A 17,433-nucleotide genomic window follows, 5' to 3' on the forward strand; every position below is an offset into this window, starting at 1 on the left:
CTTATTTTGAGGGGAACAGCCGTTTTGCTTTATATTTGGCTAAGTGGCCTCGTATTGCTTTGGTGCAGGATGTTGCTTTGGTGCTATGTATTCGTTTGTTGCTGTGTATGGGGTTTGGTGCTGGGTATGGGTTTGGTGATAGTAGCGTAAGTCATGCTCGGTGCGACGCCCCTCACTGAAGGCAGAAACACGTTTTAAATAGCCGATCACCCGGGTGCCATAATCGATATTTTTTGAACCGCATTGGTGACAATATTGCTGGGTACGTTTATCAATATGCTGGCAATCATTACAAATAGTGATTTTCACATTAATGCAGAAATAATTACACCCCGTGCGCGCGGCAATATTATATAAATTGATGTAATTTTGTGCTGAGAGTTTTTCATCCAAATTGAGGTGCAGTGCAGAACCGCCATCTAAATAGCGGGTCATTTGTTCGCCGTGTAAGATAAATTTGTCGAGGTAATTGATATCGCCATCTTCAACGGGATAGAAATAACTGTTGTAACAATTTCTTGAGACACGATAGCCGTCTTTTTTATCCCACCGGGCATTTTTTATCCCTAAATTCTCGGCGGGAACAAATTCGGTATTAAACCTATAGCCCCATTGCTCGGTTGCCCGTCTGTTAGCATCGTAAATTATCTTTAAGTTATCCTCGATAAAAGACTGATATTCTGTATTGGTATTGGCCGTTAAGCCTAAATATTCGGCGGCCTCGACCATACCGTTAATGCCTATGGTCAGGAATTGTTTGTCGAGGGAGATAAACCCCGCGTCATATACAGGCAACATGCCATTTGCTAAATGATCTTCCATCAATTTTCGATAGGCGATTTGGTATTGTTGAACTTTGACTATTTCAGTGTGCAAGTCCCGTTTATCTTGAATTAATCTATTCATATTAACGGTGATCACATTGATTGACCCCGTTGCGACGCCCCCCGCGCCTAGACTGTAGGAGAATGAGTGATCGCTGATCTCATTACGTAGCCGGCAACAGGAAGCCAGCGAATCGGCATTTTGTGATTGATAGACAAAGAACGCGCCCCCTTCACTCATATTTTTGGCACAGATCTGAGCAAAATCAGCATCTTTTACCTTACCCTGTTCCGTGAGCATTGCGGCGGTGATCACCGGGAAGGTGAGTACCGCTTTGCTGCGCTCACGGTTAAACCAGTCCAAGAAAAAGGCTTGTAATTCACGGATGGAATGCCAGTCTGGCGCGGTGAAGTCGGGGAACACAAATTGACCAAACATGGCGTCAAAGTAATGTTGGTCATAAATGGAAATATTCCAAAACACACTTTGATATCCCCTTGCCGCCGCGGGTTGATTTAATGCGTAGACGACATGCTGAAGGTGGTTTTCTATCGCGTGTCTGTGCTCGTTAAGATAATGTTCACCATAGTCTTTACGGGCAAAATAGTCGAAATAAATTAAAAATTCGACCGTTGCTATTGCGCCTGCAAATTGGGCACTGATGGCGAAGACTAGATTAACAAAGCTGCCACAAAAGGATTCTAAGTGTTGAGGTGCCTTAGACTCACCACCCAGTTGGGTTAGGCCATTTAATAAAAAAGGGTACATTGAAATCGAAGCGCAATAGGGTTTTAGGCTAGTCTCATCGTGCACGTATATTTCATGTTCCGCAATTTGACGGATATATTCTTCGGCTAAGGCATCGTCAAAAAGATCCGCAATTTTTTGTTTTACGAGGGCACGGTTAATGTCGATGAAATAGTCTTTCATTAACTCAGTTTCTAAGGTGGCAATGTTCTTGTGGGTCACATTTGCATTCGCGTCTAAGTTCGACGCATCGGCGGCATTATTGGCCTGTTGATATTGTGTGATAAAGGCGATTTTTTGCTGTAACTGCTGAGGATTAAGTGATGACATTTTATTGCTCCCTGAATTTAAAGTTGAGTAAATTCCCCGTTTTTAACTCGGTAAAACGCTGGTTTGTCGTTGATTTTTCTAGACCTCCCCGTGTGGGCTGCCAGGCTCCTGTTTTGAGATAATCGAGTTGCCGGACAATTTTTTGGGGGACTTTTTCTTTGCCAGTGTATAGGCAGGTTTTAAGCCCCATTGTTTTGGCGATTAACAGTTTTTCAATCAGTGCCTCTGGGTTCCATTCTCCGCCAAAAAATAAAATACAGCTCACAAGTCCCTGATAACGATCTAAATAACCTTCGAACATTAGCTTATTCAGCGCGATGCCAATTCGTGGATCCCAGCTATCTTGGCTATGGCATCCTTGGCAGCGTAGCGGGCAACCTGTAATGGTAAAGGCCAATGAAACCTCATCGGGCACTTCTTGAAAACAAATCTGTGGCTGAAAGCTGTTAAATGCTAAATTTCCCATATATTGTGTTTTATTTTAATTTTGACACTATATATAGTTATACTAACGGAGGGGCTAAATCCTGATTTGATCAAGATCAAGTTTTTGTGATTGAGGCAGATAGTAAAATGGCTGGGATAAGAGGGGGTGTCAGCAGCCCAAATGGCGGTAAATTAGTTCAGTTTAGAGAGAGACGTGTGCAGTGTTGTTTGATAGATATATTGTAATAGGCGGTAGCTATCAGCCAGATCACAATCTACTTGCTCTTGTTTTTTATAGCCTAATTGAGTGAGTTCGATATGCCATGTGGGGGTGATTTGTTGTAATGCCAAACTTTGTTTTACGCAATTGAGTTTGCAGCCATCCAGCGCCAATATAGGCCGCCCGGACTTTGCGAGTTTGACGATAGATTTAATATTTCCGCCCACTCCCGCAATACATGACATCTGCATCACACCTGTGCGGTCTAAGGTTAAGGCTACATCATTGGCTAATTGTGCCACATTCGAGCAACCTGAACAGGCATAGACTAAGGGTTTATCAGCCAGTATCTTGGTCATTTTTATGCCTTTTGTAAAAAGTTTATTTATGGTGTAGGCACGCAAAATATGCTGTACCTACACTCGGTTAGCTCATTTTTAGCAAGTGATCTCCGCATGGGAGCGGGCGTAAAACCACCAGGTTATCGCGACACAACTGGCATAAAACACAATGAATCCATAGAGGGCGGTGTCTACCGCGCCAGTTAAACTCATCGATGTGCCATAGGCCTTAGGAATAAAAAATCCGCCATAGGCCGCTATCGCTGAAATAAACCCGAGTACCGCAGCAGATTCCCGGTTTCCTTCGATTTCAGCCTGTCTTTCCATCCCTTTACCTAGGGCCCTTTGTCTTAGGGTCAAGAACATCACTGGCACCATTCGGAAGGTGGAACCATTGCCTATGCCTGTGGTGATAAATAACAGGACAAACATGCCGAAGAAGCCGAAGAAATTACCACCTTCACCCCCGTGGGGGAGGAAAAATAATACCCCACAGACTCCAAACGCCATAAATAGAAAGTTGACTAAGGTTACCCTAGCGCCACCGAAGATATCCGCCAGTTTACCGCCTACGGGTCTTGCGAGTGCACCAGCAAGTGGGCCAATAAAGGCAAATTTTACCGGATCCACCCCAGGAAATAGCATGCCAGAGAGTAAGGGGAATCCCGCCGCAAAACCGATGAAACTGCCAAATGTGCCCATATATAGCCAACACATAAGCCAAGTATGTCGGCGCTTAAATACGACGGCTTGTTCTTTAAAGGAAGATTTGGCATCGGTAATATCATTCATACCAAACCAAGCCGCGATAGTGCAGATAATAATCAGTGGCACCCAGACAAAGGCCGCGTTTTGCAACCAAATAGCCTGATTTTCGCCATTTTGCATAATTTGGGTCAGCGGCGCACCCTCTAGGCCACCAAAGACGCTGGCAGAAATCACTAAAGGGGCAAAGAGTTGCATACCCGAGACCCCTAAATTGCCCAGTCCCGCGTTCAGACCGAGTGCCGTTCCTTTTTCCGCTTTAGGGTAAAAGAAGCTGATGTTGGCCATACTGGAGGAGAAGTTACCGCCGCCTAAACCACAGAGTAAGGCTAAGATCAGCATGATAAGGTAGGGCGTTTCGGTGTTTTGGAGGGCAAATCCCATCCATAAACAGGGGATCAGTAATGAGGCCGTCGACAGGGCCGTCCAGCGGCGACCACCGAATATGGGCACCATAAAACCATAGAAAATGCGTAGGGTGGCACCCGATAGGGCAGGCAACGCAGCAAGCCAGAACAATTCATTCGGACTGTAGCTAAAACCTAGTTTGGGCATTTTGACGACCATAATGCTCCAAATGGACCAGACCGCGAAGGCGAGAAATAAGTTGGGAATGGAGATCCACAGATTGCGTCTGGCGATTTTTTTTCCTTTGTTTTCCCAAAAGTCTTTATTCTCGGGTTGCCAATCATGGAGCACAAACGCATCGGGCGTGGCCATTTCCGGTAAATTCTTAACGGTTTGACCACTGGCCCATTCCATTTTCTCCGCTTTACGAATAGCAGAATGCATCCAGGCAAGGGAAATAGCACAGATGATGAATAGCAGCATAAAACAGCTTTGCCAAATGCCAATCACATCATTGAGCATACCGAAGGTCAGCGGCAGTAAGAAACCACCTATGCCACCAACCATACTCACTAGGCCGCCAACGACGCCGACATTGCCGGGAAAATAAGTAGGTATGTGCTTGAATACCGCCGCTTTACCTAAGGACATAAAAAAGCCTAGGGTAAAGATAAAGAACACAAAGACGGGTAGAGAAATATGAAAATTAAATTCAAAGATGTGGCTAACCCCGGTCACACTGTAGTGGGTTGGGGGATAACTGAGTAGGAAAGTGCACAGGGTACTGATCCCGAGTGTCCAATACATGATCCGGCGGGCACCGTACTTATCCGACCAAAATCCTCCCAAAATTCTGAACAATGAGCCTGGAATAATATAAAGCGAAGTCAACACCCCCGCCGTGACCAGTGAAACGTCATACACATTGATCAGGTAATGGGGTAGCCAGAGGGCGAGGGCAACAAAGGCACCAAAAACGAAAAAGTAATATAAAGCAAAACGCCAGATGCGAATATCATGCAGTAATGCCAACTGTTCACTGAATTTAGGCGGCGTGAAATTGCCTAGGCGGCGAGGCTCAGTTTTAGCGAAAAATAAATAAATCGTGGCAAAAATAGCCATGATCAAACTATAGATTTGCGCCGTTTCTTGCCAGTTAAAATGGCCTAGTAAAAAAGGGGCACCAAAGGTGGTCAACGCTGCGCCCACATTACCCGCACCAAAGATCCCGAGTGCTGCACCCTGTTTTTTGGTTTCAAACCAGGCGGCGACGTAGGTCGCACCGACGATAAAGCCGCCGCCAGCAAGACCTAGCCCCACCCCCGCGATAAGCAGCATATTGTAGCTATCTGCGATACTGAGCCAGTAGGTTGATATGGCGGCAAGGTACATTACTAGACTAAAAACAATACGTCCTCCCCATCGCTCGGTAAACATCCCGAGCAGAATACGGCTGAGGGAACCACTCAATATAGGAATGGCCATTAATAAGGCCATTTGGGTTTCTGTTAATGATAACTCTGCTTTAATTTGGATCCCTAAAATGGAGAAAATGGTCCAAACAGCAAAACAGAGCGTAAAGGCAATGGTCGTAAGCCATAGGGCTCGATATTGCCCATTCCCCGCGTGCAGTAATTGACTACTCATTTGAAAACTCCGACATGACTAGCATGATATTAACTATCTAATTTTATTGTTTTATTAGAGAAGTGATTGTCGATTCGTGTCGAAATCGTAGCCATCAATGGTGGCGGCATCGATCAGGGTTTGAATATATTGAGCAATTGCTTTTTGACGGACTTTCTCATTGAGATATTGGCTAATTTTGGTTTTAACGGCATCGAGTGGTAGGGGTAATCCATCAATTTTATTTTTTATATCAACAACATGAAAGCCATAGCGACTTTCAATAGGATAAGGTTGTAGGCCAGTAGTTGCACTGAGCAGCTGCCGTTCAAATTCTGGGACCGTTTGGCCACGACTGAGTTGACCTAAATTGCCGCCGGTCGTTTTTGACGGACAGGCAGAAAACTGCTGGGCGAGGGTGGCGAAGTCGGCCTGCTGTTTGACTTGTTCAATGATGTGTTCGGCTAACAGCTTAGCCTCCACTCTGGCCTCTGCATCGTCGGTTGCGGCGGCGATCAAAATATGATTGGCTTCGATCAGCGGAGATGTTTTAAAGCGCTGCGGATTCTGTTGGAAATACTGTAAGCACTCCTCTTCACTCGCCTCTGGAATGACGACTTCGCATTCAATAAGTTGCTCGAGATAATCTTCCTTACCGCTGGTTTCGTCGGGGGATAAGGGAAGGGAGAGTTCCGCTGCACGTTGGCGTAATAGCTCGCCAATCACTAAGCTCTGGGCCGCATCTAACATGGCTTGTCGTTGGGTTGCTGCAGGGAAATATTGCATTTCCATCAGGACTTGTTCTTCGGTGATATCGGTGTGGTTGACTCGGATCATGGTGTTGTTCTCTACTTAGGCAGATTCAGGCAAGGCGCAGTCCCCTGGCATTGGGATGCCAGGGGACGTATTGAGCTAGCGACTCACTTTACGGCGAACGATTTGGTGCTGACGGCCAAGGTACTGCAGTGGTGCGCTGAGCATGTGCACCAGGCGGCTAAATGGAAAGACAACAAAGAGTGTCATGCCAAGTATCACGTGCAGTTTAAAGATGATGTTGACTTCATCAATCGCTTCAACCGCTGCCATACTATTGAATGTCATGATATTTTGAGCCCACGACATTAATTTAAGCATTTCGGCGCCATCGAGGTGACCGCTTGATACCAGAATCGAGATCAGTCCCAGGATAAGCTGCGCATATAACATCAATAAAATGATGATATCCATAGGTTTACTGGTAGCACGTATTCTTGGATTATATAAACGACGGCGGATGAGTATGGTTAATCCCGCAAAACAAATTAACCCGAACAGACCACCAGCGCCCATAGCAAGGAGTTGTTTGAACTCAGTGCTCACGCCGAGGACATGCCAGACTGCCTTTGGGGTTAATAGACCCACAAAGTGGCCGAAGAAGATGCCGATAACCCCCAGATGAAACAGCACACTGCCAAGGTGGAGTTGGCGTTTTTCCAATAATTGGCTCGAACTCGTCTTCCAAGTGTATTGCTCACGGTCGTAGCGTATCCAACTGCCGATAAACATCACCGCCATGGCGATATAGGGATAGATCCCAAAGGCAAAGATTGAAAAATGACTCATTGATGCGCTCCTTACAGTCGTTCACTATTGCCGCTTGGGCGCAATAGCTCTGTGTTCAGTGGAATGTGTTGATCCCGGCGTTGAGCTTCGGTCGGGCGCTGGGTGGCGCAACTGTTTTGGGCGTTATCCATAAAGTTGACCATTTCTTCTTCCCAGACCTTATCGAGCTCTTTAGGGGTGTTATCGGGCTTTTCGTCAACAATTTGCTCACGTAAGTCATCAAGATCTAAAGGGATCTCGGTTAAACTCAGCAGGGCATGGAACAAATCCGCATAGCTCGATTGGTGTTTTTCGAGCCGGCATGCCAACAGAGCAAAAATATGAGCTACCTCTTCCAATCCATAACGGCCATTTTCGCTGCCTTGGGTCGACATAAATTCAAGGTATAGGGGAATGTAGTCGGGCAATTCTTTGGCACTAATATCGAGTCCTGCCTGATGGTATTGATCTAGCAGATTGACCATAGCCTGGCCCCTATCGCGGGACTCGCCATGGATGTGCTCAAATAACAGCATGGAGAGGGAGCGGCCGCGTTCAAATAAACCGTCATATTCTGCTTGCCAGTCCATCAGTTCGCTGCCGAAGCGCTGTTCAATAAATTGATTAACCGCGGCTTTATGCTGTGCATTTAGCTGTGATTGGTCGATGACCCGCGCTAGCTCGGCCCGAGCCTCGATAAGCTCGGGTTGCGGGTAATCGAGTAACATCGATATGACACTCAGTATTTTCATCTTTACTTCTCCAGCGTCACAGGGATCACTTGTCGAACACTTGCCGCTTTCGCACCAAATAAGTTGACGCCATTGTTGCCATCGCCACAGCCATTACCGAAGCTAAAGCCACAGCTGCTCTTCATATCGTAGGCATTTTCGGCATAGGCCTTATGGCTGGTTGGCACCACAAATCTGTCTTCATAATTGGCAATCGCCATATAGCGATACATTTCTTCGACTTGAACTGGCGTGAGGCCGACTTGCTTTAACACGTCGAGGTCTTCCACTTTGTCGACCTGTTGCGAGCGTTTAAAGGCGCGCATTGCCAGCATGCGCTCGAGTGCCACTACCACAGGTTTTTCATCCCCCGCCGTTAATAGATTGGCGAGGTAACGCAGTGGGATCCGCAGGGATTTCAGATCGGGAATTTCCCCGTTCATACCAATATGGCCAGCTTCGGCCGCCGTTTGAATTGGGGATAGTGGTGGCACATACCACACCATTGGAAGGGTGCGATACTCAGGGTGTAACGGCAGCGCGACTTTCCAATCGATCGCCATTTTATAGACGGGCGAGCGCTGGGCGGCGTTGATCCAATTATCACTGATCCCTTCCTTACGGGCGGCTTCAATCACCTTAGGATCGTTAGGATCTAAGAAGATATCTAATTGTGCTTTATAGAGATCTTTATCGTTTGGCGTGTTGGCTGCCGCCTCGATTTTATCGGCATCGTAGAGCAATACGCCGAGGTATCGGATGCGGCCTACACAGGTTTCGGAGCACACAGTCGGCTGCCCGGCTTCGATACGTGGGAAGCAGAAAGTACATTTTTCCGATTTGCCCGATTTCCAATTGAAGTAGATTTTCTTGTAGGGGCAGGCGGAAACACACATGCGCCAGCCGCGACACTTATCTTGGTCAATGAGCACAATGCCATCTTCTTCACGCTTATAAATCGAGCCCGATGGGCAAGAGGCGACGCACGCTGGGTTTAAGCAGTGTTCGCACAGGCGTGGCAAATACATCATGAAGGTTTTTTCAAATTGCCCGTAGATGTCTTTTTGCAGCACATTGTCAAAGTTTTTGTCTTTCTTACGTTTTTCAAACTCAGTGCCGAGAATTTCTTCCCAGTTTGGACCCCAATCGATTTTTTCCATCCGCTGACCAGTGATCAGTGAACGTGGTCTGGCAACCGGTTGATGTTGGCTATCGGGGGCCGTGTGCAAATATTGGTAGTCAAAATCGAATGGCTCATAGTAGTCATCGATTTCCGGCAGATCCGGATTGGCGAAGATCTTGGCCAGTAATCGGACTTTTCCACCGATTTTGAGTTCTAACTTACCTGCAGAGTTACGCTTCCAGCCGCCATTCCATTTATCTTGGTTTTCCCATTCTTTCGGGAAGCCAATACCAGGTTTGGTTTCGACGTTATTAAACCAAGCGTATTCAACCCCTTCGCGGGAGGTCCAAACGTTTTTACAAGTAATGGAGCAAGTGTGGCAACCGATACATTTATCGAGATTGAGTACCATGCCTATTTGGGCTCTAACTTTCATAACTTATTCCTTGCTCAAATCTTATTTAGTGTCTAACCAGTCGACGTTGTGCATCTTACGTACAACAACAAATTCGTCGCGGTTACAACCGACAGTACCGTAATAGTTAAAGCCATAGGCTTGTTGGGCATAGCCACCAATCATATGGGTAGGCTTCATCACGGCGCGGGTGACTGAGTTGTGGATCCCGCCACGGGTGCCGGTCATTTCTGAACCTGGGACGTTTACGATACGTTCTTGGGCGTGGTACATCATGCTCATGCCTTCGGGGACTCGCTGGGAGACCACGGCGCGGCAAGCAATCGCCCCGTTGACGTTGAAGACTTCAATCCAGTCGTTATCTTCGATACCGGCAATTTTGGCGTCGGTTTCGCTCATCCAGACGATAGGGCCACCGCGGGACAGCGTCAGCATCAACAGGTTGTCCGAATAGGTGCTGTGGATACCCCATTTTTGGTGTGGTGTGATCCAGTTAAGGACGATTTCCTTATTGCCGTTGGGCTTTTTGTTCAGTACCGGTGCGACGGTTTTCAAGTTGATCGGCGGCTTATAGGTACAGAGCTGTTCGCCAAAATCACGCATCCATTGGTGATCTTGATAAAACTGTTGGCGACCGGTAATAGTGCGCCAAGGTATTTGCTCGTGTACGTTGGTGTAGCCAGCGTTATAGGAGACATGCTCATCCTCTAGGCCTGACCAAGTAGGTGAGGAGATGATTTTCCGTGGTTGGGCGACAATATCGCGCCAGCGAATTTTTTCTTCTTCCTTGGGTTTGGCTAGATGGGTGTGATCTAAACCGGTAAATTCACCGAGGGCTTCCCAGGCTTTCACTGCGACGTGGCCGTTGGTTTCTGGGGCGAGTGCTAGGATCATTTCACAGGCATCGATGGCGGTATCGAGCTTAGCTAACCCTTTATTCACACCTTCATCCGTATGGGTATAGTTGAGTTGACGTAGGAGTTTGACTTCATCCTTAGTATCCCAACTAATGCCTTTGCCACCATTACCAATGTTTTCCAGCAAGGGTCCTACCGAGGTAAAGCGGGCATAGGTATTGGGATAGTCGCGCTCAACCATAGTTAAGTGCGGCATGGTTTTACCCGGAACAGGTTCACATTCGCCTTTCCACCAGGCTTTAACATCATAGGGTTGGGCTAATTCCCCTGGGGTATCGTGGTGCATTGGGATAGTGACTAGATCCTGCTCAACCCCTAAATGTCCCACACAGACCTTGGAAAATGCCTTGGCAATACCCTTAAAGATTTCCCAATCTGAACGCGCCTCCCATACAGGGTCAATGGCGGCCGAAAGCGGGTGAATAAACGGATGCATATCCGAGGTATTCATATCATCTTTTTCATACCAAGTTGCAGTGGGTAAGACAATATCCGAATATAAACAAGTCGTTGACATGCGGAAATCTAAGGTTACCCACAGGTCAACCTTACCTTCGGCGCCTTCATCTTTCCATTCAACGTCTTCAGGCTTATTACCGCCAAAATCACCCAGATCTTTACCGAGCAAGCCATGCTTAGTGCCGAGGAAATGGCGCAGCATATATTCATGGCCTTTGCCGGAGGAGCCCAGCAGGTTAGAGCGCCAAATAAACATATTGCGGGGGAAGTTTTTCGGATCATCGGGCTGTTCACAGGCAAATTTCAGATCGCCCGTTTTAAGCTGGGAAACGACATGCTCTTCTACCGTTTGGTTTGCAGCCTTTGCGTTGGCGGCGAGGTGTAGTGGGTTAGTGCCTAATTGTGGCGCAGAGGGTAACCAGCCCATGCGTTCGGCGCGGCTGTTGAAATCGATAATGCTGCCACTCCAGTTTTCCTTAGGTGCGAGTGGCGAAATGATTTCGGACATGTTCAGTTTTTCATAGCGCCATTGGCTAGAATGGTTATAGAAAAACGAAGTGCCGTTCATATGGCGGGGAGGGCGTTGCCAATCGAGTGCAAATGCCAGTGGAGTCCAACCCGTTTGGGGACGAAGTTTTTCTTGGCCGACATAGTGGGCCCAACCGCCGCCCGATTGACCGACACAACCACACATCATCAACATGTTGATCAGGCCACGGTAGTTCATGTCCATGTGGTACCAGTGGTTAAGCGCCGCACCGACAATGACCATTGAACGCCCCTGGGTTTTATCCGCATTTCTGGCAAACTCAGTGGCGACACGGATCACATCGGCTCGTTTCACGCCGGTGATCACTTCCTGCCAAGCGGGGGTGTAGGGTACATTGTCATCGTATGAGCTGGCGCGCTGGCTATCGCCAATACCGTTATCTACACCATAGTGAGCCAACATAAGATCATATACGGTTGCCACTTTGGCTTGGCTGCCATTCGCCAGTTGCACCGTTTTGACGGGGACCTTGCGTAGCTGGATATCGCTATGTTCAGTGTGTTGGAAATATTGATATTCGTGGGGCGCGCCGCCGAAGTAGGGGAAGGCAACTTGAGCAAATTCATCGCTTTGATCTTTAAGCGTCAATAAGACATCAATATCGCCATGGCGATCTTTCTGCTCTAAATTCCACTTGCCTTTTTCGCCCCAGCGATAGCCGATAGAACCATTAGGGCTGGTCATTTTTCCTTGGCTATTAATTGCAATAGTTTTCCAATCAGGATTGTTTGTTTCGCCAAGATTATCAACAAGATCGGCGGCGCGCAGGAAGCGGCCACTGGTGAGATGCCCATTGCTTTCTTCGAGCATCACCAATATTGGCATATCGGTGTAATGTTTAACGTAATCAGTGAAATAGGTACTTGGATTATTGACATGGAACTCCTGCAAAATCACATGGCCAAACGCCATGGCGAGCGCGGCATCTGTGCCTTGGCGCGGTGCCAGCCAAGTATCACCAAACTTTGAGGCTTCGGAATAGTCCGAGGTGATAACGCAGGTTTTTGTGCCCTTGTAACGCACTTCACTCAAAAAGTGAGCGTCGGGGGTACGGGTTTGAGGCACGTTTGAGCCCCAGACTATGATGTAGTTGGAGTTATACCAGTCGGCGGACTCGGGCACATCGGTCTGCTCTCCCCAAACCTGCGGTGAAGCGGGTGGCAAATCGCAATACCAATCATAGAAACTGAGACAGTTAGCACCGATCAAGGAAAGGTAACGGGCACCTGCCGCGTAGGACACCATAGACATAGCAGGGATAGGTGAAAAACCCGCGATACGATCCGGACCATAGGTCTTAGTGGTGTATACGTTAGAGGCGGCAATAATTTCATTGACTTCATCCCAACTGGCACGAATGAATCCCCCTAAACCGCGCCTCTCCTTGTAACTTTTTGCCTTAACAGGATCATTGACAATCGACGCCCATGCATCGACGGGATCGGCATAGCGCTGCTTCGCCTCTCGCCAAAGTTTCATCAGTTGTTGGCGGATTTTTGGGTATTTCAGTCGGTTAGCGCTATAAATATACCAAGAATAACTCGCGCCCCTTGGGCAGCCGCGGGGCTCATGGTTGGGTAAATCGGGACGGGTGCGGGGGTAATCGGTTTGTTGGGTTTCCCAGGTGACTAAGCCATTTTTGACATAGATTTTCCAGCTACAGGAACCGGTGCAGTTAACGCCGTGGGTGGATCTCACAATTTTATCGTGCTGCCAGCGTTGTCGGTAACCCTGCTCCCAGGTCCTATCTTGCTCAGTCGTAACGCCATGACCGTTGGCAAACGGTTCCTGACGGGTCTTAAAAAAACGCAATTTATCGAGTAAGTGACTCATTTATTAATAAACTCCTGATGCGATACTGCTCTCAACAGAGAATGCTAATTGACGCTAAAGCAATACTCGTTGCCTGACTCTATGAAGAGATTTGGTTATTGGTTACAAAACCATTTCCCATATGTGACTTTTGTATTTTTTATGGCTGATTTAGGTTGGATTTGTGCGCAAAGTCTGACGCGAGTCAAATGGCTGGATGTTGATCGCGATCAATAAATCACTGTTTTTGTGAAGAATATCCCTTTGTGAGTATCATGGTGCAACGCCATATTCATAGCGCAATTTCAGCGGCTTAGAGGGCTCGAATACCGACGCTTGTCTGGATATTTATCATGGTCTTAATCTGTCTATGGACAGGTTGTGAGCACAGTGTCTTTACTCGAATGCCGTTTGTGGATCGAGATCACGCTTATGGGCAAATACCTAATTAGAGGAAGGGGCTTTTCACCTAAAGTCTCCTATGATGATAAAAGCTAAAACAATGTGACAAAAATGTGTTTGATTTTGTGCTTAAAAATTGACTCGTCTTACATCGATTTTAAGGGGGATTTACGGTGGAACGAGACAGTTAAGTGGATCGCAGCCGCGTGGATAACAGCATGTTTATGCAGAAATTTGGGAGAGATTATGACGACTCGAACCAGTGACGAAGCGAGTGATAGTAAGCGCTTAGAATTAAAAATTTTCCTCTTTTTAACCGTGCTATTAGCACCGATATTGTCCGTATTACTGGTCAGTGGCTTAGGCTTTGCGATTTGGTTTAGCCAAATTCTCACTGGCCCTCCGGGTGCAGGCTAAGCCAAAAACAACAATAACAATGCAATAGAGTGGAATGTCGGATGAGCAAAGAACTTCATATCACCAGTTTAGTGGTGCAAGTATTGCCGCAGAAGATGGCAGACGTTAGGCAACACATTATGACGATTGAAAACGCCGAACTTTCCGTGAATAACGATGTGAAATTGGTCGTTGTACTCGAAGGCGATTCCCAACGCGCCTTGATGGACAACATAGAAAAGATCAATGCCATTCCTGGCGTCCTATCCGCCACTATGGTTTACCACCAGAGTGAAACGCTCGAAGAGGGTGAAGAATGAACATGAACAGACGCGATTTTATTAAAGCCAACGCGGTGATCGCCGCGGCGGGTGCCGCAGGCTTAGCCTTGCCCGCGGGCGCAAGCAACCTAATTACCAGCTCAGAACAAACTAAACTCGAATGGAATAAGGCGCCTTGCCGTTTCTGCGGCACGGGGTGTTCCGTGATTGTTGCCACCCGCGATGGCAAAGTCGTGGCCACCCACGGTGATGCCAACAGTGAAGTCAACCGTGGCCTTAACTGTATCAAGGGTTATTTCCTGTCGAAAATCATGTACGGCAGCGATCGTCTGACTACGCCTATGCTGCGAATGACCGATGGCAAATACGATAAGCACGGCGAATTCTCACCGATCAGTTGGGACAGCGCCTTTGACATCATGGCGCAAAAGTGGAAAGAAACCATCAAAGCCAAGGGCCCAACCGCTGTGGGCATGTTCGGCTCGGGCCAATGGACAGTATGGGAAGGTTACGCCGCCGTTAAGTTGATGAAAGCGGGCTTCGGTTCGAACAATATCGACCCTAATGCACGCCACTGCATGGCGTCGGCGGTAGTCGGCTTTATGCGCACCTTCGGTATCGATGAGCCTATGGGTTGTTATGACGATATGGAAGCGGCCGATGCCTTCGTGCTGTGGGGCTCGAATATGGCCGAAATGCATCCTATCCTCTGGAGCCGCGTGACCGATCGCCGCCTGAGCGCATCCCATGTTAAAGTGGCTGTGCTGTCCACCTTCGAACATAGATCCTTCGATTTAGCCGATTTGCCAATCGTTTTCACTCCGCAAACCGACTTAGCCATTTTGAACTTTATCGCGAACTACATTATTCAAAACGATAAAGTTAACTGGGACTTCGTGAAGAAGCACGTCAACTTCCGCCAGGGCACCACAGATATAGGTTATGGTTTACGTCCAACCCATCCCCTTGAGAAAAAAGCCAAAAATGTGAAAACGGCGGGGGATTCGACCCCAATCGATTTTGATACATTCAAGGCGTTTGTGGCCGATTATACGGCTGAAAAAGTCAGTAAACTGTCCGGTGTTCCAGAGGATAAGTTAATCGAACTGGCGAAGCTCTATGCCGATCCTAATACAAAAGTCACTTCGTTCTGGACCATGGGCTTTAACCAACATACCCGCGGTGTATGGTGTAACAACCTGATTTACAACATCCATTTGCTAATGGGTAAGATTTCTACCCCAGGTAACAGTCCGTTCTCATTGACGGGTCAACCGTCAGCCTGTGGCACAGCACGTGAAGTCGGGACTTTCTCCCATCGTTTACCCGCCGATATGGTGGTGACGAACCCTGAGCACAGAAAACACGCCGAAGAAATCTGGAAGATCCCCAGCGGTATTATTCCACCCAAACCCGGTTACCACGCCGTCGAGCAAAACCGTCGCTTAAAAGACGGCGATCTGAACTGCTATTGGGTGCAAGTGAATAACAATATGCAGGCGGGTCCGAACATCAATGAAGAAGGGCTACCAGGATATCGCAATCCTGCCAACTTCATTGTGGTATCCGATGCCTATCCAACGGTCACCACCCAGGCGGCGGATCTGATCCTGCCAACGGCGATGTGGGTCGAGAAAGAGGGCGCCTATGGCAATGCCGAGCGCCGCACCCAGTTCTGGCACCAAATGGTGCAGGCGCCGGGTGAGTCCCATTCGGATCTGTGGCAATTGATGGAATTTTCCAAGCGTTTTACCACGGATGAAGTCTGGCCTAAGGACGTGCTTGCCGCTAACCCTGAGTTTAAGGGCAAAACCCTATTCGAAGTGCTGTACCAAAACGGCAATGTTGATAAGTTCCCATTAACGGATGCCGATCCTAAGTACTTGAACAACGAAGCGAAACACTTTGGTTTTTACGTGCAGAAGGGCTTATTCGAAGAATACGCGACCTTTGGCCGTGGCCATGGTCACGACTTAGCTCCCTTTGAGGCTTACCATGAAGCCCATGGGTTACGTTGGCCCGTGGTCGATGGTAAAGAAACCAAGTGGCGTTTCCGTGAGGGAAGCGATCCCTATGTTAAAGCGGGTAAAGGCTTTGAGTTTTATGGTAAGCCCGATGGCCGTGCGGTAATTTTTGCGCTGCCCTATGAGCCAGCCGCCGAGTCTCCGGATGACGAATACGATATTTGGTTATCCACAGGTCGGGTGCTTGAGCACTGGCATTCGGGGTCTATGACCCAACGTGTGCCCGAGCTTTACCGCGCTTTCCCCGATGCCGTGTGTTTTATGCACCCAGAGGATGCCAAAAAACGTGGCCTTCGCCGTGGCGATGAAGTGCGAGTCGTATCACGCCGTGGGGAGATCAAGACGCGAGTCGAAACCCGTGGCCGTAATAAACCGCCTGTGGGCCTAGTGTTCGTACCTTGGTTTGATGCTAGCCAGCTCATTAATAAAGTCACCTTAGATGCGACAGATCCCTTGTCAAAACAAACTGACTTTAAGAAATGTGCGGTGAAGATCGTCAAGGTATAAGGAGTACAGGATGAAAACATTCAAATTAGTCTCAACATTGGGTTTACTCGCACAGGGCTTAGTCTTTATTGGCAGCGTCTCGGCAGCCAGTGTTCCCGATGAGAAAATCGATACTCTGCGTCAGGCACCGATCGATGTCGAGCTTACGCCACCGGCGATGCAAACGGTACGCAACACAGATGTTAAAGAAGTGCGTAATTACCCGATGCAGCCGCCAGTGATCCCCCATAAAATTGATGGCTATCAATTGGATCTTAAAGTGAATAAATGTATGGCCTGCCATGCGAGAAGCCGCACTGGTGACTCCCAAGCGCCTATGGTCAGCGTGACACACTATATGGATCGGGATAATAACTTTTTAGCCGAGCTTTCTCCGCGTCGTTATTTCTGTACTCAATGCCATGTGCCGCAGTTAGATGCCAAACTCCTAGTCGAAAACGACTTTGTGGATATGGAACATCTTATTAAAGCCAACACTGAGCAGAAAAAACACTAGGAGTCAGCATGTTAGATAAACTGAAAAAAATCTGGCAAGTACTCAATCGCCCGAGTGTGCACTACAGTCTAGGTTTTTTAACCTTAGGTGGTTTCGTGGCGGGGGGGGTTT

13 protein-coding genes and 1 pseudogene are annotated in these 17,433 nt (G+C 47.8%); 5 read left to right on the top strand and 9 right to left on the bottom strand.

Translation table 11 applies throughout. The annotated features are described in order from the left end of the window. Positions 1-39 precede the first annotated feature (39 nt). The 9 genes from nrdD to COW15_RS11605 form a co-directional block, all read right to left on the bottom strand. Positions 40-1,902, bottom strand: a complete 1,863-nt coding sequence (nrdD, locus tag COW15_RS11565; RefSeq protein ID WP_293632713.1) for an anaerobic ribonucleoside-triphosphate reductase — start codon at positions 1,900-1,902, stop codon at positions 40-42. A 1-nt stretch (position 1,903) separates the two neighbouring features. Continuing rightward, positions 1,904-2,368, bottom strand: a complete 465-nt coding sequence (nrdG, locus tag COW15_RS11570; RefSeq protein WP_293632714.1) for an anaerobic ribonucleoside-triphosphate reductase activating protein — start codon at positions 2,366-2,368, stop codon at positions 1,904-1,906. A 152-nt stretch (positions 2,369-2,520) separates the two neighbouring features. After that, positions 2,521-2,907, bottom strand: a complete 387-nt coding sequence (locus COW15_RS11575) for a putative zinc-binding protein (protein ID WP_293632715.1) — start codon at positions 2,905-2,907, stop codon at positions 2,521-2,523. 78 nt (positions 2,908-2,985) lie between these two features. Continuing rightward, positions 2,986-5,649 (bottom strand): MFS transporter, encoded by a 2,664-nt coding sequence (locus tag COW15_RS11580; protein ID WP_293632716.1) that lies wholly within the window; start codon positions 5,647-5,649, stop codon positions 2,986-2,988. Between the two features lie 54 nt (positions 5,650-5,703). Beyond that, on the bottom strand, positions 5,704-6,465 hold the full coding sequence (locus COW15_RS11585) for a peptidylprolyl isomerase (RefSeq protein ID WP_293632717.1): 762 nt from the start codon (positions 6,463-6,465) through the stop codon (positions 5,704-5,706). Positions 6,466-6,540: 75 nt separating this feature from the next. Continuing rightward, positions 6,541-7,230, bottom strand: a complete 690-nt coding sequence (gene narI / locus COW15_RS11590; protein ID WP_293632718.1) for a respiratory nitrate reductase subunit gamma — start codon at positions 7,228-7,230, stop codon at positions 6,541-6,543. An 11-nt stretch (positions 7,231-7,241) separates the two neighbouring features. Next, positions 7,242-7,961, bottom strand: a complete 720-nt coding sequence (gene narJ / locus COW15_RS11595; protein WP_293632719.1) for a nitrate reductase molybdenum cofactor assembly chaperone — start codon at positions 7,959-7,961, stop codon at positions 7,242-7,244. 2 nt (positions 7,962-7,963) lie between these two features. Continuing rightward, positions 7,964-9,499: a nitrate reductase subunit beta gene (gene narH / locus COW15_RS11600; protein ID WP_293632720.1), complete on the bottom strand. Its 1,536-nt coding sequence runs from the start codon at positions 9,497-9,499 to the stop codon at positions 7,964-7,966. Between the two features lie 21 nt (positions 9,500-9,520). After that, positions 9,521-13,237, bottom strand: a complete 3,717-nt coding sequence (locus COW15_RS11605; protein WP_293632721.1) for a nitrate reductase subunit alpha — start codon at positions 13,235-13,237, stop codon at positions 9,521-9,523. 627 nt (positions 13,238-13,864) lie between these two features. Here COW15_RS11605 and COW15_RS11610 point away from each other — a divergent pair. The 5 genes and pseudogenes from COW15_RS11610 to COW15_RS11630 all read left to right on the top strand — a co-directional run. Then, positions 13,865-14,035, top strand: a complete 171-nt coding sequence (locus COW15_RS11610) for a periplasmic nitrate reductase, NapE protein (protein WP_293632722.1) — start codon at positions 13,865-13,867, stop codon at positions 14,033-14,035. A gap of 41 nt (positions 14,036-14,076) precedes the next feature. Then, positions 14,077-14,334, top strand: a complete 258-nt coding sequence (locus COW15_RS11615) for a chaperone NapD (RefSeq protein WP_293632723.1) — start codon at positions 14,077-14,079, stop codon at positions 14,332-14,334. Between the two features lie 2 nt (positions 14,335-14,336). Continuing rightward, positions 14,337-16,826, top strand: coding sequence for a nitrate reductase catalytic subunit NapA (napA, locus tag COW15_RS11620; RefSeq protein ID WP_293632724.1), 2,490 nt, complete (start codon positions 14,337-14,339; stop codon positions 16,824-16,826). Between the two features lie 10 nt (positions 16,827-16,836). Next, positions 16,837-17,322 (top strand): nitrate reductase cytochrome c-type subunit, encoded by a 486-nt coding sequence (locus COW15_RS11625; RefSeq protein WP_293632725.1) that lies wholly within the window; start codon positions 16,837-16,839, stop codon positions 17,320-17,322. 8 nt (positions 17,323-17,330) lie between these two features. Next, positions 17,331-17,433, top strand: a pseudogene (locus COW15_RS11630) (cytochrome C); the annotation flags it as partial.

This window comes from Shewanella sp. CG12_big_fil_rev_8_21_14_0_65_47_15, assembly GCF_002783505.1.
Taxonomy (GTDB): Bacteria; Pseudomonadota; Gammaproteobacteria; order Enterobacterales; family Shewanellaceae; genus Shewanella.

Coding starts and splice junctions, on each gene's coding strand:
- nrdD (WP_293632713.1), bottom strand. CDS start 1,902: ATGTCATCACTTAATCCTCAGCAGTTACAGCAAAAAATCGCCTTTATC.
- nrdG (WP_293632714.1), bottom strand. CDS start 2,368: ATGGGAAATTTAGCATTTAACAGCTTTCAGCCACAGATTTGTTTTCAA.
- COW15_RS11575 (WP_293632715.1), bottom strand. CDS start 2,907: ATGACCAAGATACTGGCTGATAAACCCTTAGTCTATGCCTGTTCAGGT.
- COW15_RS11580 (WP_293632716.1), bottom strand. CDS start 5,649: ATGAGTAGTCAATTACTGCACGCGGGGAATGGGCAATATCGAGCCCTA.
- COW15_RS11585 (WP_293632717.1), bottom strand. CDS start 6,465: ATGATCCGAGTCAACCACACCGATATCACCGAAGAACAAGTCCTGATG.
- narI (WP_293632718.1), bottom strand. CDS start 7,230: ATGAGTCATTTTTCAATCTTTGCCTTTGGGATCTATCCCTATATCGCC.
- narJ (WP_293632719.1), bottom strand. CDS start 7,961: ATGAAAATACTGAGTGTCATATCGATGTTACTCGATTACCCGCAACCC.
- narH (WP_293632720.1), bottom strand. CDS start 9,499: ATGAAAGTTAGAGCCCAAATAGGCATGGTACTCAATCTCGATAAATGT.
- COW15_RS11605 (WP_293632721.1), bottom strand. CDS start 13,237: ATGAGTCACTTACTCGATAAATTGCGTTTTTTTAAGACCCGTCAGGAA.
- COW15_RS11610 (WP_293632722.1), top strand. CDS start 13,865: ATGACGACTCGAACCAGTGACGAAGCGAGTGATAGTAAGCGCTTAGAA.
- COW15_RS11615 (WP_293632723.1), top strand. CDS start 14,077: ATGAGCAAAGAACTTCATATCACCAGTTTAGTGGTGCAAGTATTGCCG.
- napA (WP_293632724.1), top strand. CDS start 14,337: ATGAACAGACGCGATTTTATTAAAGCCAACGCGGTGATCGCCGCGGCG.
- COW15_RS11625 (WP_293632725.1), top strand. CDS start 16,837: ATGAAAACATTCAAATTAGTCTCAACATTGGGTTTACTCGCACAGGGC.